General features: G+C 63.8%; 8 protein-coding genes. 3 read left to right on the forward strand and 5 right to left on the reverse strand.

Translation table 11 applies throughout. The annotated features are described in order from the left end of the window. Positions 1–15: 15 nt before the first annotated feature. From AC2D9V_RS16705 to AC2D9V_RS16725, 5 genes are read right to left on the reverse strand one after another with little or no spacing between them, the layout of a single operon-like run. Positions 16–2,931 carry a DUF1156 domain-containing protein gene (locus tag AC2D9V_RS16705; RefSeq protein ID WP_484715235.1) on the reverse strand — a complete coding sequence of 972 codons (2,916 nt, stop codon included), beginning with the start codon at positions 2,929–2,931 and terminating at the stop codon, positions 16–18. A 10-nt stretch (positions 2,932–2,941) separates the two neighbouring features. Then, complete coding sequence (locus AC2D9V_RS16710) at positions 2,942–3,535, reverse strand: hypothetical protein (RefSeq protein WP_484715236.1); 594 nt, start codon at positions 3,533–3,535, stop codon at positions 2,942–2,944. Continuing rightward, the gene (locus tag AC2D9V_RS16715) at positions 3,532–7,776 is read right to left on the reverse strand and encodes a sacsin N-terminal ATP-binding-like domain-containing protein (protein WP_484715237.1); all 4,245 of its coding nucleotides are present in this window, start codon (positions 7,774–7,776) and stop codon (positions 3,532–3,534) included. The genes AC2D9V_RS16710 and AC2D9V_RS16715 overlap by 4 nt, the downstream gene beginning before the upstream one ends. Further along, positions 7,773–11,276 carry a helicase-related protein gene (locus AC2D9V_RS16720; protein ID WP_484715238.1) on the reverse strand — a complete coding sequence of 1,168 codons (3,504 nt, stop codon included), beginning with the start codon at positions 11,274–11,276 and terminating at the stop codon, positions 7,773–7,775. The genes AC2D9V_RS16715 and AC2D9V_RS16720 overlap by 4 nt, the downstream gene beginning before the upstream one ends. 25 nt (positions 11,277–11,301) lie before the next feature. After that, positions 11,302–12,153, reverse strand: a complete 852-nt coding sequence (locus AC2D9V_RS16725) for a BrxR family helix-turn-helix transcriptional regulator (RefSeq protein WP_484715239.1) — start codon at positions 12,151–12,153, stop codon at positions 11,302–11,304. A gap of 161 nt (positions 12,154–12,314) precedes the next feature. Between AC2D9V_RS16725 and AC2D9V_RS16730 the strand changes: the two genes are divergently transcribed. The 3 genes from AC2D9V_RS16730 (at position 12,315) to AC2D9V_RS16740 (ending at position 18,525) form a co-directional block, all read left to right on the forward strand. Next, complete coding sequence (locus AC2D9V_RS16730) at positions 12,315–12,458, forward strand: hypothetical protein (RefSeq protein WP_484715240.1); 144 nt, start codon at positions 12,315–12,317, stop codon at positions 12,456–12,458. Positions 12,459–12,580: 122 nt separating this feature from the next. Further along, entirely contained in the window at positions 12,581–15,133 is a 2,553-nt protein-coding gene (locus tag AC2D9V_RS16735; RefSeq protein WP_484715241.1) for a PD-(D/E)XK nuclease family protein, read from the forward strand. Next, positions 15,133–18,525, forward strand: coding sequence for a UvrD-helicase domain-containing protein (locus tag AC2D9V_RS16740; protein ID WP_484715242.1), 3,393 nt, complete (start codon positions 15,133–15,135; stop codon positions 18,523–18,525). The genes AC2D9V_RS16735 and AC2D9V_RS16740 overlap by 1 nt, the downstream gene beginning before the upstream one ends. Positions 18,526–18,528: the final 3 nt, after the last annotated feature.

The following is an 18,528-nucleotide window of genomic DNA, read 5'->3' on the forward strand; positions in this document are numbered from 1 at the left end:
CTGTCCCGTTCCCCCTCAGATATCCAGGCGGATCTGACGATCCCCGCTCGTGTCGTGGATGGCCGCGGCCTGCCGCGTCAGCTCGGTCCAGTCGGCGATGAGGGCGTTGTAGGCCGTGGCCTCCTTCGCATCCTTCCGCTTGTTGGCGCTGATGTCGTAGAGGCAGTAGGCGAGGTCTTTCACGGCCTCGGCCTTCGCGTCGATCTTCTTCAGCAGGACGGCAGTCTCGTGGGAGATGCCGTCCTTCTCATACTTGCGAACGAGATGCTGAAGGCACTCCCATACGGTCAGATGACCGTCGCCCTCGGGCTCCCATTCTTCGTTGAGTTCATCGCGGGCAAGGATGCGGACCTTGCCGGCAGCGCTCTCGACGATCCCGGCGTGTTTGACGCTCTCGACAGAAATGCCGCGTGCACGTGCTAGGTTATCGGCGGCACCATAGTCGCCCTTCGCCATGCCGTGCTGTTCGAACCAGGTGATCGCAAAGCGCGTGTCGGCATCGAACTCGCCCTGAATGCCACCGAGATATTCGTCCAGCTCGCGATTGATGAGCTGAAGCGCGGTCTTCACGCTCATCGGGCTATCGTCGGACTCCAGCACTGCCTTGTAGCGCGAGAAAACGCCCATACCTGGGCCGATCGCCGACTGGGGCATGTCCGCCGGAGCAATGTTGGCAGCCTGAAGCTCGGCGATTGCCGGGGGGAGTTCGCGCTTTAAGGCGCGGATGAATTCCGCACGGGTGATGGTGTCGGCCGAAACGCCTTTTTTCCGGCAAACGAGCACGACAGAATTTGCAAGTGCATTGGTCCCGGAAGCGATCATTCGCGTAGCCATCTCAGTGCGCAGAGGCCACGTACCGACAACGGCATACCCAGCTGCAACAACAGCCTGTAGAAAGGTTGCCCACCCAGTCGAACTGATGCCGTCCTGACTGACTTCACTCTGCTTGAACGCATAGTAGATAGTCGCGGGAAAATCATCCGACGACTGTCTTGCCATATTGGAAATGGCTCGACTCATTCCCTCAAGGAAGAACGCCTCAGCCGGTTCGCTTCCTCCGTGGCGGTATGGTGCCGCAATCAACTCCTCCGCTTTGGGCGTGGCGAGAACGCTAAATCCATCTGGATAAATCGGGCGAAGTGCGGGCCGCATCCAGCAATAGAAAAAGTCGGATAGATCTGCGTATGCAATATTGTCATAGTACGGTGGATCGGACGAAATGATAGCTTTGTTGGGATACTCCACGGTCTGCGCATCATGCTGAACGAGGCTTCCGTCAGCGTCGCCTCTCAGCCTATCCAGCATTCCGGATGCGCCCATAACGACCCCTTGGAAATCGCCACCGGCGCCGGCAAATGGATTTACCTCCGCATAGTCCCAAACCATCGGGATCGCCTGCCGACCAAAAGCTGGCGCCGTCTTGCTCTCGCCGGCACGCCAGCGCGACAGAGAGTTCAGAAAGACCGATGACTTGCTGACGCTAATTCCAAGGTAGACACTGACGGCCTCAGCGTATCCTCGCGCTCCCCTGCCGCCGTCACGTAGCGACTTTTGGTCGTCAACAAGCCTCGACGCGATTGCGTCTTTCTCGATCTGGGGCCGCACCTCATGCACCAAATCGCTGAATGTGTTCAGTGCCAACAATTGCCGATCACTGAAAAGGTCGCCGAAAGTCGTCAGGCCATAATCGACGGTCCAAAAATTTCGAGCGTCGTCTGGTAGGCTTGTTTCGGGCTTCCAAGTTGGGCGCGCTGACAGAGCCAATGAAACTTGCTCCTCAGTCGGCTCGATGGCAACGCGGCTACGATTGCCCTCTGCCACAATGGCCAAGAGCGTTTGGCCCATGTTTCCTTCCCGCCCAATGCGTTTCACATAGTCGGGCGTGATCGCGGTATCGGACATGACACAGCGAAAATTCGCACCGCGTCCGGCTTTAGTGCCTTCTTTTGCAGCGGCGATCTCTGCCTTCGTTCCGCCGTGCCGGATGCAATACCTGATCGACTTGGTGTGCCGGTCCACGATGGGTTCGATCCAAGCCTCTTTCCCGCTCTTGGAAGAAAGCAGAAAACTCGACGCGATCGGCACCTGCACATCGGCAAAGGCCGGGTCAGGGCTCGGCACTGTCCGCGCCCAAATCCAAGCGATCACGGTCGCCTTGCCGCCACCATGCGCCTTCGGCAGGTCCACCTGCGGGTAAAGATGCCCAATCCGCTCCCACGCCTTCTCGCGCATCCATTCGCCGTAGTATTTCACATCCTCAGCCAGCCCTTCGGCGTTGCGGTAGAACGACCGCTCCTTGATGCCTGGGTGGATGGGGGGCATGTCCTTGAACTTCGGCGGGATCTCGATCATTGCTTTTCCGATCATTACCGCTACCGGGTTCAGATCGGAGCCATAGGCAGGCAGGCCTAGCCGCTGCGCCTCGAGCGGGATCGACCCGCCACCCGAGAAGGGGTCGTAGACCGGCGGCAGCACGCCGCCGCAGCTACGCCGGATTTCGGCACGAGCCCGCTCCAAGACCTCCTCGTTGGTCGAGTTCTCCCAGAGCACCAGCTCTTCGATGATCTCGAACAACCGCTTCCGCTCGATGTCGGCTGCGCAATCCTCCAGCGTCGGCTCGGGCGTATCGGGAACATTGCCCTGTGCGTCTGCCTTGCGCTCGCGCCACGCTTTGATGCGCACCGCCAGGTCTGCCTCCGCACGTGCCCGGATCTTCGGATCATCGAGCAGCTTGTCAGCATAGCCAGAGGGGTCATCGACGAGCTGCGCGAACAGCACCGCCCGGCATGCCGCCAGCGGCCGCCGCGCCCACCAAAGATGCAGCGTGGACGGATGCCCATGCCGGATCGATTTCTCCCGCGCCGACGCCGCGTTGATCGCCTCAAGCGGAATGGCGACCTCGATGAGCTTTTTCTTGTAAGGTTTGGTCATCATCTCTCTTTCAATGCGGCGCTGCGGCGTCGATTTGTTGGGCCATGGCCTTCAAACTGTTGCAGATCGTCGCAAAGCGGTTCTGTTTCTTTAGCCAGGCTCCGCTGGACGACATCCGTTCTTGATTGATCGCTTCCAACGCTCGTTTCTTCGAAACTGAACTGTCGTGCGCGGCAAAGTTTCTAAGCGCGCTGAGCTTCTTGAGGGCGGCTGTATAGGCGGCATCACCGACAATGTTTGGCAGCCAGTGCCCATTCGGAACGACCTTTTTGATGGTCTTCAAAAGCCCATCTCGACCAGCGAAGTCAAAATACCCGTCGCCGCAAATGAGGTACTCGCAGACCTCGACGTTCATATGCTTCGGGAAAGTGCGCTTTTTCAGCTGCGAGAATGTTGTTGTGTCGTTGTTGATCAACGCCACCAAGCAGCTCAACATTAGGTCCTCAAACTCGCGATAGACCCGGATTATTGCTAGGTCATAGCACCATGACTGGTCCTGCTCAGTTAGTGAAGCGGCCGCAGCCGAGCGCTGGGTAAACGCGACGATCTCATCAACATTCGTCACAAAAGTTTGGGCTGCTAGCTTGATGCTTTTCTTCCTCATGCGCCCTCACTCGACAAAACAAGCCTGTATGTTGCGGGGTGAATGGTGATCTCGCCGCCATCGCGCAGCGCGCGCAGGCGAGCACCCGTCATTTCGACGGGTTCACCCTCCGGGTTGACGAGAATGAATGAGTAGGCGTCGGGCTTCTGGTCGAGCAGACCCCAGACGTCGGCCTCGATCTGAAGCGGTTCCCGCTCCAGGCAATGCTCCTTCGGATAGTAATGCCGCTGCACCTCGCCGCCTGCCGAGCGCCGCTCCCACGGGAAGCGCACGCCACTGGCGCGGGCGATCCAGCTGCCATCCGAATGGTAGAAGCGGTCTTCGCCATCGGGCTTGTAACCGAGCGCCAGCGCGAAGCGGGCGATGACGCTGGGCCGCGCTGGCTTCTGCGGCGGGCGCGGACGGCTGACGGTTTCCGGCTCCAACAGACCGCCTTCGGGTTCCTGGGGCGGTGCATCTGGTTCCGGCGGGTTCGTGGGATGCTCGTCCTCGGACAAGCCCGGGTCGATCACCGACCCGGCCTCGCCATCGTCCGATGCCGCCTGCTGAGAGAGCTCGACCGGCTCATCGACCGCGTCGCCTCCCACAGGGGCAGCCACAGGCGGAACCTCCACCACAGGCGCGACCGTCGTCTGCTCTGGGCCGAGCGTGAAGTTCTCTTCGAGATAGTCCCTGATGTCTGCGGGCGATCGCTCGAACGCATAGGCCAGCGCGGCACGAATATCGGCGCTCAGGCCCTTGCCGATCTCTTCCGGCACGCGCTTGGCAAGCTTCGCCTTCGACAGCGGGCTGACGAACAGCTTGCCGTCCAGCCACAGAATGTCCGTGAGCCGCGCCGTGCCGGCGGGCACGCCGTCCAGATAAGGGATCACTTCCAGCTTCGGGGCGGCGACCCAGCTTGTCGCCGCGATCGCCGCCGCGACCGTGCGCACGCGCTCGGTCTCGCCTGGGTCCGCCAGTTCGATCCGCGCAAGCTGCGTGCCGAAGGCCGTGAGCCACGCGCGCCGGTCTTCCAGACCCGGGAACAGGGGCGGCTGGTTGAAGCGCTCCTCGACGAGGTCGGACAATGCCTGAAGCGACGAGAATGGCGGATTGCGCACCGTTTCGGCCGAGAGCTGCCTGAAATCGGCTGTCTTGCGCTTCACCCAGTCGTGGAGATGCCCGTAGGTGAACAGACTCTGCATGCTGAGCCCATAGGCGAGCGCGTCGGTCTCTACCCATTCGCCCGAAAGGTTTACCCAATGCCCGCACTCTTCCCAGATGCGGGTCGGGTATCGGGACATGAGTGTCCGCACACGGCGCGCGTCATCAGCCGAGAGCGCCTTGCCGGACGCAAGCGTACCCAGCCATTGCAGCGCGAGATCAGCTGAGGGCCGTTCGGCGATGCCTACGCGCCGCCACAGGCTAAGATCGAGCACCGAGGCCCGGATCACCGCGGCGCCCGGGACATCCTCCTCGTCCCCGGTCAGGAACACCGCGCCCGATGTCACCCAGGTCCCGTCCTGTGCGAGGATCAGCTTCTCGGTCTTGAACGCGACCTTGATGCTCTGGGCGTCAGGCGTGGAAGCGGCATCGAGCATCTGGTCGAGGCGGCGATACCATTTCTCGACCTCATGGGCCGGCGCCTTGTCCGACTTAGCCAGCGCGCGTAGCCGGTCGAGCAAACGACCTGGCCCGCTCGGCGAGCTGCGGACACCGAGCAGATCGAGCAGCGGCCGCGTCGTCTCCCGGTCGAGGAGGCCGTGCACGAATGGCTCGACATCCATGAGCGATTCCGTCTCCGGCGTCCTCCGGAGCAGATCGGCAGGGACATGGATCATGTCGCGCGTATCGGGAAGGCAGCGCTTCGACCTGAGCTTCAGCAACCAGTCCGCCAGCAGCGGCTCTGACGTCAGCGATCGGGTCGATCCCGTGGTCGCGACCTGGGACAGGCGCGCACTTGATGCACGAGACCAGTAGCTGTCCCGCTGCTCCAAAACCCGCCCGGCGACCTTGGCCCAAATCCGCGGGTCGGACTTCGACAGCGCCTCCCAGTGCCGCCAGTACTCCGCTGGGAAATCCCAATCCTCGACGACGAACTGGCTCGTCACATAGGGGTAGTAGAGCGCGCCGCGAAGGCCGCGCTTCTTGGCCTCGGAGTCTACCTGCTGGCGCCCATAGATGTTTGTCCGCTTCGCGGTCAGCGGTGCGAAGGTCTGCAGTCCCGAACGGCCGGACGACACCCACCGCAGCCAATCCTCGCGCGAACAGGTGGAGAAGCTGGCAACATAATCGGGGTGCAGGAGCTGCATCTGCCGAACAGTCTCCGGCAATAGGTCATCGAGGGCGCCGTCTTCGTCGTACAAGATTGCCTTGGCGATTGGCCGAAGCTTCAAATCGGCGCAGGCATAGCGGAATGCTTCGCCCGCGGTCGCGCCAAGCTTTGCCGCGATCTGGGCCAGTTGCACGCACTCGGCCAGCTTGATGCCGCTTGTTCCAAAGAAGTCGGCAGCGACCCGTTCGATCACCGCGTTGACGTCACTCGTATCGTCGAGGCCGATTTTCTTGAGCACCGCAAATGCGGCCTGGGTCGGGTCAGTTCGGCCATCGCCGTCGCCCTTGTCCCGGCGTTGCTCCGCCAGAAAGCGGGTCCAGTTCTGATTAAGGACAATCAGATGCCCGGCGAGAAACTCCCAGTCATCATCGGACTGGAGCAGCTTCTTCTCCCCGAGCCGCACCACCTCAGCCGCCGAAAAGAGCACTTCCTTGCCCTGGACGGGAACGATGCGGAGTCGCTCCGGTTGATAGCTTTGCCACCCCGTCACCTCGGGCGCGATGTACGTCCAAAGGTTCAGAAGATGCCGCCATGTGGACGGCCGAGGCAGGTGGCTTGTGCGGAGGCGGGCGAGAAGGTCGCTCTTCGAAAACTCCTCGACCAGGTTCCAGTGAACCAGCTTGGTCCGGTCGGCAGCCGAGACATGCCGACACAAGGCCGGGCGCGACTTCTCATCCAACAGAGCCATCGCCTGCTCCGCCGGCCAGATATCGAAGATCGGCAGCGGGATCATGATCGCCGCGTCGGCGGCAACCAGCTTGCCGTCATCGGTCAGCAGGATCGGCCGGTCCTCGACCGCATCGGCGAACGCCAGCTCGACGATGGCCGCGCAAGAGCCCTCAAGTGTGCTTGCCTCTCGGTCAACGTCAGGCAGCAGGCTATAGGCCGCAGCTCGATCCAGAACACCACTCTTGGATTGTTCGAGCCATTCCACCATCGCCTTGGCCGCGAGTTCGCCGGCACGGTTCAACAGCCAGCGGTTCGTCGGCGAGGTCTCGGGGTCCTTGATTTTGAGGCGGGCGGGATCCTGGATGAACGGAGCGTTGCAGGCGAACGGGAGCGGCGTCTCAACGCCAGTGGGCAGCACGACATAGAGCCGGCCCTTCGCGCCCAGGACGATCTCGACCCGGCAGGGCGGGAAGTCGCCGCCATCCTCGGCACCAAGCATCCGTTCCTTACGGATTTCGTCCAGCGCATCAGCGGGGAACGCTTCCTCCGCCGACCGGACCAGGAGGAAGGCGTCATCCCCCTTGTCGTCCAGCGACATCCACTCGCTCTCGGCGACAGGACCTGGTCCGAGGCTTTGCCAGTGGACCACCCGATCGCCAATCTGAAGACGGCGGATTTTCTTGAAGAACAGCAGCGAAACCGGGCTCTTCAACCATTCTTCGAGGTTCTTCTCGACCTCGCGGCAGAGAAGAGGGTTGGCGATCGCCACCTCGACGCGCGTGACGCCCTGCGTCGTGCGACGGCCATCAATCCAATGTGGCTCCGTGAAGCGGTTACGCTCGAAGGCAACGGACAATGTGGGGGTGAACAGCTCGACGCGATCACCCAGGCTGAACGTACTCTTGAAGCCGATCCCTCGGAACCCGATCGTGTGAAGGGCGCGCTTGTTCGAGTAGCCGAACCGGCAGATCGAGGCGAAGTGCGCTTCGACAAAGTCTTCGCCATTGTGCTCAAACACGAAACGTTGGTCTTCGATCGAAACGCGCGCCTCGGTCGCGCCGGCATCGTCGGCATTCTGCAGCAGCTCGGACAGGATATGGCGCGGGCTCTGCACCTGCTTGAACAGTTGGTGCCACGGCCCGGCAAGCTCGGGGTCGGCCTCAAGCTGATTCCAGCGCTTCGACGCGCCATCCCTGATCGGATGGAAGTAAGCCGGCGGCTCAGCCACGACAGGCGCGGATTGGCGCTCCGCACTCATGATGGCGGCACCGCGCGTTCGAGCAGACGCCGCAGGTCAAACTGAATCGCTGTCTCCAGGAAGGACGGCTCCCGATCAATCAGCGGCCCGCGCACATATCGCGGCTCGTGCGCAAACCCGCCGTTGACGGCCACGACCGCGAGGATGAACTTTTCGGGCTCATGCAGCGAGGTGATGATTTCCTGGCGCGTGATCATCACAGAATCCGCGCCGTCGATCCGGCCCTTGACCTCGATGAAGCGAAGGTGCCCGGACTTCGGATTGTGCGAGGCGATGTCGTAGCCAATCTTTTGGGCGGAAACATCGAGCGGTTCGTGCCCAAGCGCTCGCTCCGCCGCCATCACAGCCTGCATGGCCGCGAGCTCGATCTCCCTCCGCGCCGCCGGATCTTCGGCAAAATGATTGGGCACCGTCGGATTCTGCCGGGCGCTGAGGAGCCCCCGCGGAATGACGACCATGCCGCCGCGGACTCGCGGCGGCTGCGATGAGATGAACCGCTCCCGTTCGAGCTGATCCATCCGACGCTTCTGCCGCTCCGCCAGATCCTCGGCGCGCCGCTGGGCGTTCTGCCAACTAAGCCGCGTCTTCTTGCCGGCCTTCTCCTCTTCCTTCAGTTCGAAGGCCCTCGAGTCCCAGTAGTTGATTTCCTTCTTGAGGCGGGCACGTACCTCTTGCTCGACCTTCTCGATTTCAGGAATTCGGCGCGCCTTCACCTCCGCGACGTGTCCTTGCGCCAGCTCCACGGTAGCGAAGCGGATCGCCGTTTTCTCAAGCTCGGTGGTCAGCCAGTCCTCGTCCAGGAGATCCCGAACTTGGTCGACTTCCTCTGGCGCGGCGGGCCGGAGATTGAGATGAGGCGCGATGCCCGCGTTGCTGGCGTTCCCCGCTTTGTCGATCGCGGCAAACTGCAAGCGCTGGGAGATGATATGCGGCTTCCCGGCACTCGTCGTGCGGGCGTCCTGGACGGTGTGCTCCAGCAGGAAAACGGCCGACAGCGCCTCGCCAGCATCGGTCTCGTCGACGAGGATCGCGCCCTGTCGCATGATCTGCTCGTACTGCTCCCGGACGAGACTGATCACAGCCTCCAGCAGCGGATGCCCCGGGCAGATGAATGCGGCGACCGGCTGTTGATTGATCTTGCTCTTCTCGAAGCAGACCCTCTCGTACTGCTTCTGGATGGGCGCGCCTGTGCCGATCTGGCGATCGCGCTCCCTGATCCGCACTGGCACGTGCGTGATTTCCCAGCGACCCTCTTCACGGCGCTTGAGACGGCCGCCCAAATGCTGGAACGCCTCGACGAAGAAGCTCTGAATGTGGTGCGGCTGCAGGCGCAAGGCTTCGGCCCGCTCCATCTCGAGCCGCAGCTCTTCGACCTTGGCCTGGGGCATGGTGTCGTTTGTTAGCGCACGCCGACGCAGAAGTTCCAAAAGATGCGTCTGATCGACCGCGCCATCGACTTGGCGGAACAAGCGCGCCCTCACCTCCTCCTGCTCGCCATACTGGATGGCCTGGAACAAGAGGTCCTTCAGCGCGGTCCCTTCGAAGAGTTCGCCGAGCACATCATAGACGCGCCCACCGAGAGCCTCCCGCGCCGCCTCAAGCTTCTCGAGCAGACGTCCATAGACTTCGCCCTCACGCGTGTCGGCCGCCACAAGATTCCAGAGGTGGCAAACCTCGGTCTGCCCGATGCGATGGATGCGGCCGAAGCGCTGCTCGATCTTGTTGGGGTTCCAAGGCAGGTCGTAGTTGACCATCAAGTGGCCGCGCTGGAGGTTCACGCCTTCGCCCGCCGCATCGTTGGCGATGAGCACCAGCAGGTCCTTGTCCTGCATGAAGCGCTCGATCACCTTCCTGCGCTCCTCGCGAGAAACCCCGCCATGGATGACGTCCACAGCTTCGGAGCTTCCGAGGCGCGCGCGCACCTTGTCGAGCAGGTAGTGGAGCGTGTCCTTGGGCTCGGTGAAGATGATCAGCTTCCGGCGATTTCCGGCGGCGTCAATCATGAGATCGTCGTCGAGAATGCGGTTCAACTGGGTCCACTTGGTGTCGACACCTGAGCGCAGGACGCCGAGCGCCATCGACTCCAGGCCCTTGAGCGTGTCGACTTCGAGCGCCAACTGCTCGACGGTCTCGGCCGTCGTTGCGCCGGTCGAAATCAGCTCTTCGAGCTCATCGATCTCCTCCTGTCCGTACTCGTCGATGTTGCCGAGAATATCGGAGCTCACCGACGGCTCGCCGATACCGGCACGCCGTCCCTTGGCCGCGAGCCTCGCTTCGCCCAGCTCGGTCTCAAGACGTTCACGGCGACGTTTCAGCGACTGGTAGATGGCAGCCGGTGAGGAAGCGAGGCGACGCTGAAGGATCTGCAGGGCGAATCCGACATTATTGCGCTTCTTGCCATCTCCCTCGGCAAATCGCTGAACCCGGTTCATCTCGGTTCGCACATATTCGGTGACGGCCGCGTAGAGCGCGGCCTCGCCTTCCGAGAGCTGGTATTTGACCGTGCGGGCTCGGCGCTCGGGAAAGAGCGGTCGACCGTCGAACCTCAGCAGCTCCTCCTTCGTCAGGCGCCGCATCATGTCTTCCGTATCGGCATAATGGACGCCATCACGGAAACGCCCCTCGAACCGGTCGCCGTCGAGCAGCGCCATGAAAAGCTGAAAGTCCTCTTCCTTGCCGTTATGCGGCGTCGCCGACATGAGCAGCAAATGCCGGCAAACTTGGCCGAGCTTCTGACCGACCTGATAGCGCCGCGTGTATTTGACCTCGCCACCGAAATAGGTTGCCGACATCCGGTGGGCTTCGTCGCAGATGACGAGGTCCCACTCACGGGCGCTCATGAGCTTTTCTTGCAGGTCTTCGTTGCGGGCCAGCACGTCGAGGCGGACGATGAGGCGGTCGCGGTCGTTGAACGGGTTCCCCGAACGAGACGTCTCGATCATGTCACGCGTCAGGATGTCGAACTCGAGATTGAACTTCTGACCCAGTTCGTCTTGCCACTGCTCGACCAGGCTGCCGGGGGCGACGACAAGGCAGCGTTCCAGGTCACTGCGTGCGATCAGCTCCTTTACCAGCAAGCCGGCCATGATTGTTTTGCCGGCGCCAGGGTCGTCCGCGAGAAGGAAGCGCAGAGGCTGCCGCGGCAGCATCTCGCCATATACAGCCGAGATCTGATGAGGCAGCGGATCGACGAGGCTGGTGTGGATGGCCAGATAAGGATCGAAAAAATGGGCAAGCTTGATGCGGTTGGCTTCGGTCACCAATCGCAGCAGCGCACCATCCGCGTCGAACGACCACGGCCGCCCGTCCTGCTCAACGTCAAGACGATGCTCGTCGTCCCTGTAGAGAACAGATTCCGCGACCGAGCCGTTGTGGTCGCGGTAGACGACATTGATCGCCTGATCTCCGATCCAGTCCACAGACACGATCTGCACGGGCTGCGCAGACGCGATGCCGCGGACGGAGGCGCCGTTCTTGATGCTTTCGAGCTTGGCGGTCATCAGCCGGCGCTCCCCCACAATATCGTCATATCAGAAGCTCCGCCTTGTTGAGCGCAGCCTCGGTTTCCTTGCGGTTTAGCGCGACAATATGCTGTGTGCGAGCACTCTGCTTTGCGGCGTCCCCAAGCAGGCCAAGTCGCTTCAGAACATAGAAAAGCATCGCATACCGAACGGACAGCACACCATTGCCTTGGTCCAGCCCATAGTCCTTGGCGACCACCTTCTTCTGACTTTCCGTCAAATCCGGATGGGGTCCGATGACTACATCGAAGAAGTTGTTCCAGAGCCAATCTTGCTCGCCGGTCGCCCCAGGCTTGCCCTTACCCCGCACCTCGAGGATCCGTGGCAGCAGGAAGTCCTTGAACCTGTTCTCGAGGTGGCAATAGGCACGCGCATGCCACCGGAAGCCGTCGAAACCGAAGGCATGCGGTGTGATTCGGCGCCAGATAGGATCTGGTCGAACCTTGTTCATCGACTGATAGAAGATTTCCAGCGACTCCCTCTCTCGCACCGCGTCGAGCACACGGCGCAAGACCTGGATGTCGATGTCCCGTTTTGGGGTTAGCGCCACATCCGCATTCGGCAGAGTGGCGATCCAAGAATCGTGAGTTGGCACCGTGCCTTCGGCGACCGATCGAAGCTGCGCAAGATAGACATACGGGTCGGGATCAAGAAAACGCAGGACGAACTTGTCGGCCGCTACATACCGTTTCCCACGCGTGTCGTAGTCCACGTTTCCAGGCGCGCGCTCCTGATAGAGGGTTAGGTCTTTCGACGCTTGAGGAACGGAAACGCCGAAGAATTCAACGAGATCGGCGCGATTGATCGACCCCTCCCAGAACAGCCGGAACTCGATGAACTCGAGGCGGCGCTCCACCCCCCACTTTAAGGCCGCTGCAGCCGCTCTCATTGCATTCCGCCTCCGCCGCCCGTGAGCATCAAAACTATATGGACAGATCCATATGATGCGTGTAATTATTAGTCCCATCAGGGCGACGGGTCAATGGTCAATGAGGACCCAGATTTCGGGAGCGAGCGATGCCAAAACGCGGACCCAATAGTGAAGTCACCAGCAAGCGGGCGGCCAGCGCCGCGGCGAAAGTCCTGCGCGACCCGAAGAGCAGCAAAGCCGCGAAGACTGCCGCCGCCTCAGCGCTGACTCAGCGCTCGAACCGCAAGTGATTTCTGAGAGGTTGGCGGACATGGCAGGCGCAAATCGATCCACCCTTGTCGTTCACGGTCGTCTCGCCATGCGGGAGCGCCGGCTGGCGGCTGGCCGTGACCGTCGTCACGGCCTTCAGATCATGTCGTTCGAGCAGGCCGCCGTCCGACTGGCTGGCGGCTTCGTTCGCCCTATCGACGAAGAGAGCCTGCGTGCGGCCATCCAGGCCGTCCTGCCCGCTACGCCGATGGGCGAACTTGAAGGCATCAAAGCTCTTCCCGGCATGATCGGCGCGGCGGCCGACACGCTCCACAAAGTCTGGCGCGCGGGGATCGATCTTGCCGCATGCGCGGGCGACCATCCGCGTCTCGCCGCCATCGCGCGCTTGGAATTGGCCGTCCTCGACCAGCTTCCGCCCGGGATGATGCGGCCTCTCGACATCGTTGCAGCCGCGACCGCCCGCATCGCTCATGCGCCAGCCGTCCTCGGACCGATGGAAATCGTCGGTCTTACCGAACTCTCGCCCTGCTGGCGGCCACTGCTCCAAGGCCTAACTGCCCATATCCCGGTGCAGTGGACGGCCGGCCCGAGAAGCGTTCCCGCCTGGCTTGACGGCATCGGCGTCACGGTCGCGCATGCACCGGCGCAAACGCCAGGGATCAGAGCCGTCAGCGCCGCGACCGCCTATCATGAGGCCATCGAGGCGATGCGCTGGGCGCGCAGCCTGCTCGCCAATGGCGTCTCGCCCTCGGATATCGCCATCGCGACCGCATCGCCCGCCGATTATGACGATCATTTCCTGGCCCTGCGCGCCGACGCCAATATCGACCTGCACTTCGTCCACGGCGTCCGCACGGTCACCACCCGCGAGGGCCAGACGGCCGCAGCGCTGGCCGACATCGTGGTCCGTGGCCTGTCGCAATCGCGGCTGCGTCGCCTCGCGGCGCTCTGCCGTGACAGCGCGCCATTCGAGACCCTGCCTGAAGGCTGGCTGCGTGTCCTGCCGACCGATGCGCCGCTCTCGACGCTGGGCGCCTGGAACCGCCTCCTGAGCCGGTTGGCGCCCGAAGACTGGCCCGACAGCGCCGACCATGTTCCGGCGCTGCGCACGGCGGTCGAGACCCTTGTGAAAGGATCGGAGGCCGCCAGCGAGATCGGAGAAGCCTTCCTCAAGGGCCGCGCGCTCGCGATCTGGCGCAAGGCTCTGCTCGCCGGCCCCGCCGCCTCGATCGACGCCACGCTGGAAACCCTGAAGCAGGACGACGGGCTGGAAGCATGCGTCTGCGTCGCCTGGATGCCGGCCAGCGCGCTTGCGGCGTCGCCCCGCCGCTTCGTGCGGCTCCTCGGGCTCAATTCCTCGCGCTGGCCGCGCGGGATCGCCGAAGACCGACTGATCCCGGACCATATCATCCCGACGCCGGTGCTCGATCCCCTGCCGGTCAACCTCGCCGACCGCCGCGACTTCGAGACGATCCTCGCCACGACGGCCGACACCGTCGTTCTGTCGCGCGCCCGGCGCGACAGCGACGGGCGTCTCCTGGGTCGCAGCCCTCTGCTCGCCGGGCGTGGTGACGAAACCTATCTGCGCCGCAACGCGACGCCGGCGCACGCCTTCAGCGAAACAGACCGCCTCATGGCCCGGCCTCAGGAGTACGCAGCCGATCCGCAAGCGGTCGGTGCGCAGGGCTGCTGGCGCGACTGGCGGCAGGCCGAGATTACTCCCCATGACGGGCTCGTGCGGGCAGATCATCCGCTCGTCCTCGCCATCCTCGGCCGCACCCAGTCGGCCAGCTCGCTGCGCCGCCTGCTGCGCAATCCGCTGAGTTTCGTGTGGGTCTATGCGTTCGGATGGCGTGAACCGCAGAGCAGCGCTGAACCGCTCATGCTCGACGCGCTCGGGATCGGCGATCTCGTTCACTTGGTTCTCGACCGCGCCTTGCGTGACCTCGAAACCGGAGATGGTCTAGCCTCCGCCGACGCCGAGACCATCGAAGCCGCGGTGGCGCGGGCCGCGCAAGCCGTCGCCGCCGATTGGGAAAGCGAGCGTCCGGTTCCGCCGGCCGTCATCTGGAGCCGCACGATCGACGACGCCCGCGTGATGGCGGGCCGAGCCCTTTCCTATGGTGAAGATGTCCTCCCGGGCGCACGCTCCTACGGAGAGGTGCCCTTCGGTGGATCGGAGCCAAAATCCGACGCGGAAACGCCTTGGGATTCGCGCAAGCCGGTCACGATTCCCGGCACGGGCTTCAACATCGCCGGTTATATTGATCGGCTCGACATCTCGGACGACGGCAAACGTGCGCTGGTGCGCGACTACAAGACAGGCCGCCCCCCGCGGAGCGACATCCGGCTGAACGGCGGGCGGGAGCTTCAACGCTGCCTATATGCTTTCGCGGTGAAGGCGCTCCTCGGCGACGACGTCGCCATCAGCGCCTCGCTGCTCTATCCGCGCGAGCCCGTCGACCTTCAGCTCGACGATCCCGAAGCCGTGCTGGCCGACATCACAGGCTATCTGCGCGCGGCAAGGGCGAGTCTCGCCGGCGGTGCGGCACTGCCTGGCCCGGACACCGGCGGCGACTATGACGACCTCGCCTTCGCCCTGCCGGCCAACGCGGGCGCCACCTATTGCAAACGCAAAATGCCGGCAGCCACGGAGCGGCTTGGCGAGGTCGCTCAGGTCTGGGAGGCGGAATGATGAGCAGCGTGTCCAAGGTGCTGAAGGACGACGGCGCGCGCCGCGATGCGATCAGCCTCCATGATCGCTCGATCTTGGTCGAGGCCGGCGCAGGTTCGGGCAAGACTGCCGTCATGGCTGGCCGCATCGCCGCGATGCTGGCCGAAGGCGTCGCGCCGCGTTCCATCGCCGCCGTCACCTTCACCGAACTCGCCGCGAGCGAGCTACTGTCGCGTGTCCGCGAGTTCGTCGCCGATCTCTCGGCCGGCACGATCGCGACCGAGCTGCGCGTGGCGCTGCCCGATGGGCTGTCCCAAGCCCATCGCGACAATCTCGCCGCCGCCAGCGCCGCGATCGACGAGATCACGTGCTCGACCATACACGGCTTCTGCCAGCGCCTCATTAAGCCCTATCCCGCGGAGGCCAACATCGATCCCGGCGCAGGGGTCATGGATCGCAACCAGGCCGACCTCACCTTCCTTGAGATTGTCGATGTCTGGCTGCGCGAACGCCTGTCCGGCGGTCAGGGCGGTATCCTGGCCGAGATGGTGCTGCACAGCCCCGGCGAGACCGTGGCGCTCATCCACAAGATCGCCGAGAATCTGCGCCGTCGCCCCACGCTCGCGGCCCCGGCCGTCTCCCCGCTTGACGGCCACCTGACGGCGTTCCAGCAGGCCGCTGCGGATTTCAAAGGCTTCATGGATGGTGTGACTGCGGCCGAGCCGGAAACGGCGGCGATCGTCGAGCGGCTGGCCGAGATGGCGACCGCCTTGGCCAACGGTCCCGATCCCGCAACGCCTGCGGGCCTCGTCCGTCTCCTGACCTTGCGGCCACATCCGGACCTTTGCACCAAGGCCGGGGCCTTCGCCTCCTATCGCAAGAAGGGCAAATGGGCCGCTGCCGCCAAGCAGGCCGGTCTCTCCAAGGCCGATGGCGACCGGCTGAACGACGGCGCCGAGTCCCACTACACCGCCTGCTGCGATGCCTGGCTCGCGCTGGCACAGGCCGCCGCCGGCCATGCCCTAGCGGCGCTAATCGAAGAAGCGCGTCCGATCTTGCAACGCTATCGCGACCACAAACGCTCCAGCGCCCAGCTCGATTTCGACGATCTGATTTTCGCCGCGCGCGACCTGCTGCGCGACCATGATGCCGTTCGCCGGGCGCTGGGCCAGCGTTTTGCCCATGTCCTCGTCGACGAGTTCCAGGACACAGATCCCCTGCAAACCGAAATCTTCTGGCGGCTTTGCGGCGAACCGGTCGATGGCGATGACGACTGGACCCGCTTCCGCATCCGGCCGGGCGCACTCTTCCTGGTGGGCGACCCCAAGCAGGCGATCTATCGCTTCCGGGGTGCCGACGTCGGCGCCTATGTGCAGGCGCGCGACGCCTTCCGCGCCCAGGATCCCGGCAGCCTCCTGTCAATCTCCACCAATTTCCGCTCCTGCGCCTCGATCCTCACCTTCGTCAACGAACGCTTCGAGGCCGTCCTCTCGTCCGATGGGCAGCCGGGCTTCACCGCGCTCGACCCGTTCCATGACGACCGGGGAAGCCTGTGCGTCGCGGCCCTCGACATCGCCGTGGCTGACGAATACGGCAAGGCCAGCGCCGAACGGCAGCGCGACGCCGAAGCGGATGCCGTCGCCGAACTGTGCGCCAGGCTGATCGAAAGCCATCCCATCTTCGACCGTCGCAACGGCGCGGAGCGTCCCTGCCAACCGGGCGACATCGCCTTGCTGGCGCCGACCGGTGCGGAGCTGTGGCGCTATGAGGAAGCCTTGGAGCGCCGTGGCATCCCCGTCGCGACGCAGGCCGGCAAGGGGCTGTTCCGCCGCCAGGAAATTCAGGACCTGATCGCCCTGACCCGTGTTCTGGCCGATCGCCGCGACACCCTGGCGCTTGGCGCGTTGCTGCGCGGCCCTCTGGTCGGCCTCACCGAAGAAAACCTGCTGGATATCATCTGGGGACTTCCGCGCTCGGAGGAACAGTCGGATCGGATTCCGCGCCTGGATCTCAGCATCGATCCCGCCGTCATCGCGCACCCGCTCGCGCGCGACGTCATCGAGCGGCTGCAATCGCTCTCCTGGCGCGGCAACAGCACGACCCCGCATGAGCTGCTGTCGCAGGCCGTGGACGTGATGCGCGTCCGTCCGCTCCTCCTCGAGCGCCATCGCGGCCAGGCCGAGCGCGCGCTCGCCAATGTCGATCTCTATCTCAGCCTGTCGACCGGCTACGCCGTGCGCGGTTTGCGCGCCTTCGCCGAGGCGATGACAGCGGCGTGGTCCGACGAGGCCCGCGCCGTCGAGGGACGGCCCGATGCCCAAGAGGAAGCGGTCGCGCTCTTCACCATGCACGCGGCCAAGGGGCTGGAATGGCCGATCGTCATTCCGGTCAACACCATGACAGGCGTCATGGCGCCCGACAGCGCCGTCATCGACCGCCAGGCCGAGACCTTCTACTGCCCGGTCTTGGGTGTCACGCCTGAGGGCTACGAAACCGCCCGCCAAGCGGAAAAGGAGGAGCTGGACCGCGAACGCATCCGGCTCTGGTATGTCGCAGCCACCCGCGCTCGCGAACTCCTCGTCCTTCCCCGGCTCGACGCCACACCGTCGAAATCGGCCTGGATCGGCCTCGTCGATCTGTCGCTCGCCGGCTTGCCCGGACTGGATGTCTCTCACCTGCCTGCCGGCCTCACGGCGGCAGGTGCGGGCGCGGGCAACACCCAGACGCGTGCGAGCTTCGCCACCGAAGCCGAAGCCATCGCCGCCGCGCAGACACGGTTGACCTGGCTTGCACCCAGTCGCGATGAAAGCGCCACCGGGACCGTCTTGCAGGAAGAAGAGGCCGCGCTCTGGACGGGGGCGGCCGACGAGCAGCCTCCCGAATTGGAAGCCGCGATTCTCGTGCAGGGCGGCCGCGAACGTGGGCTGATCCTCCATAAGCTCATGGAAGAGGTTCTGACCGGCGAAATCCTGGAGACGGAGGCTGCCCTCATCGGACGGGCAGCCGAACTTATCCGTGCTCTCGGCCAATCTTCGGTCGCCGACCCGGCGAAAGGACTATCGGCGCAGGAACTGGCGGCCTGTGTAGCCCGGACCCTGGCACTGCCTGACATCGCAGCCCTGCGACCGGGTCTACTGGCCGAATTTCCCGTTTATTCTGCGCAAGCAGCCGACGGCGTGGAAAACGTAGCGGCGGGGATCGCGGACGCCCTGACCGTCGGGAAGGATGGCCGACCGGTCGTGGTCGTCGACTGGAAGAGCGACGTGAATCCCGAGGCTCAATTACTCGAGCACTATCGGGCTCAGGTCCGCGCCTATCTCGATATGACCGGCGCCGAGCGCGGACTCGTCGTTCTGATGACGAAGGGAACGGTGATTGCCGTCTTGCCCTCGCCGCAGACGGTGGCGGCCTGACGG

The sequence above is a fragment of the Tabrizicola sp. T46 genome (genome assembly GCF_057219895.1).

What these genes read in the sequence shown, in the direction of transcription:
- AC2D9V_RS16740 (WP_484715242.1), top strand. Translation starts at nt 15,133, where the DNA reads ATGAGCAGCGTGTCCAAGGTGCTGAAGGACGACGGCGCGCGCCGCGAT.
- AC2D9V_RS16710 (WP_484715236.1), bottom strand. Translation starts at nt 3,535, where the DNA reads ATGAGGAAGAAAAGCATCAAGCTAGCAGCCCAAACTTTTGTGACGAAT.
- AC2D9V_RS16715 (WP_484715237.1), bottom strand. Translation starts at nt 7,776, where the DNA reads ATGAGTGCGGAGCGCCAATCCGCGCCTGTCGTGGCTGAGCCGCCGGCT.
- AC2D9V_RS16730 (WP_484715240.1), top strand. Translation starts at nt 12,315, where the DNA reads ATGCCAAAACGCGGACCCAATAGTGAAGTCACCAGCAAGCGGGCGGCC.
- AC2D9V_RS16705 (WP_484715235.1), bottom strand. Translation starts at nt 2,931, where the DNA reads ATGACCAAACCTTACAAGAAAAAGCTCATCGAGGTCGCCATTCCGCTT.
- AC2D9V_RS16735 (WP_484715241.1), top strand. Translation starts at nt 12,581, where the DNA reads ATGTCGTTCGAGCAGGCCGCCGTCCGACTGGCTGGCGGCTTCGTTCGC.
- AC2D9V_RS16720 (WP_484715238.1), bottom strand. Translation starts at nt 11,276, where the DNA reads ATGACCGCCAAGCTCGAAAGCATCAAGAACGGCGCCTCCGTCCGCGGC.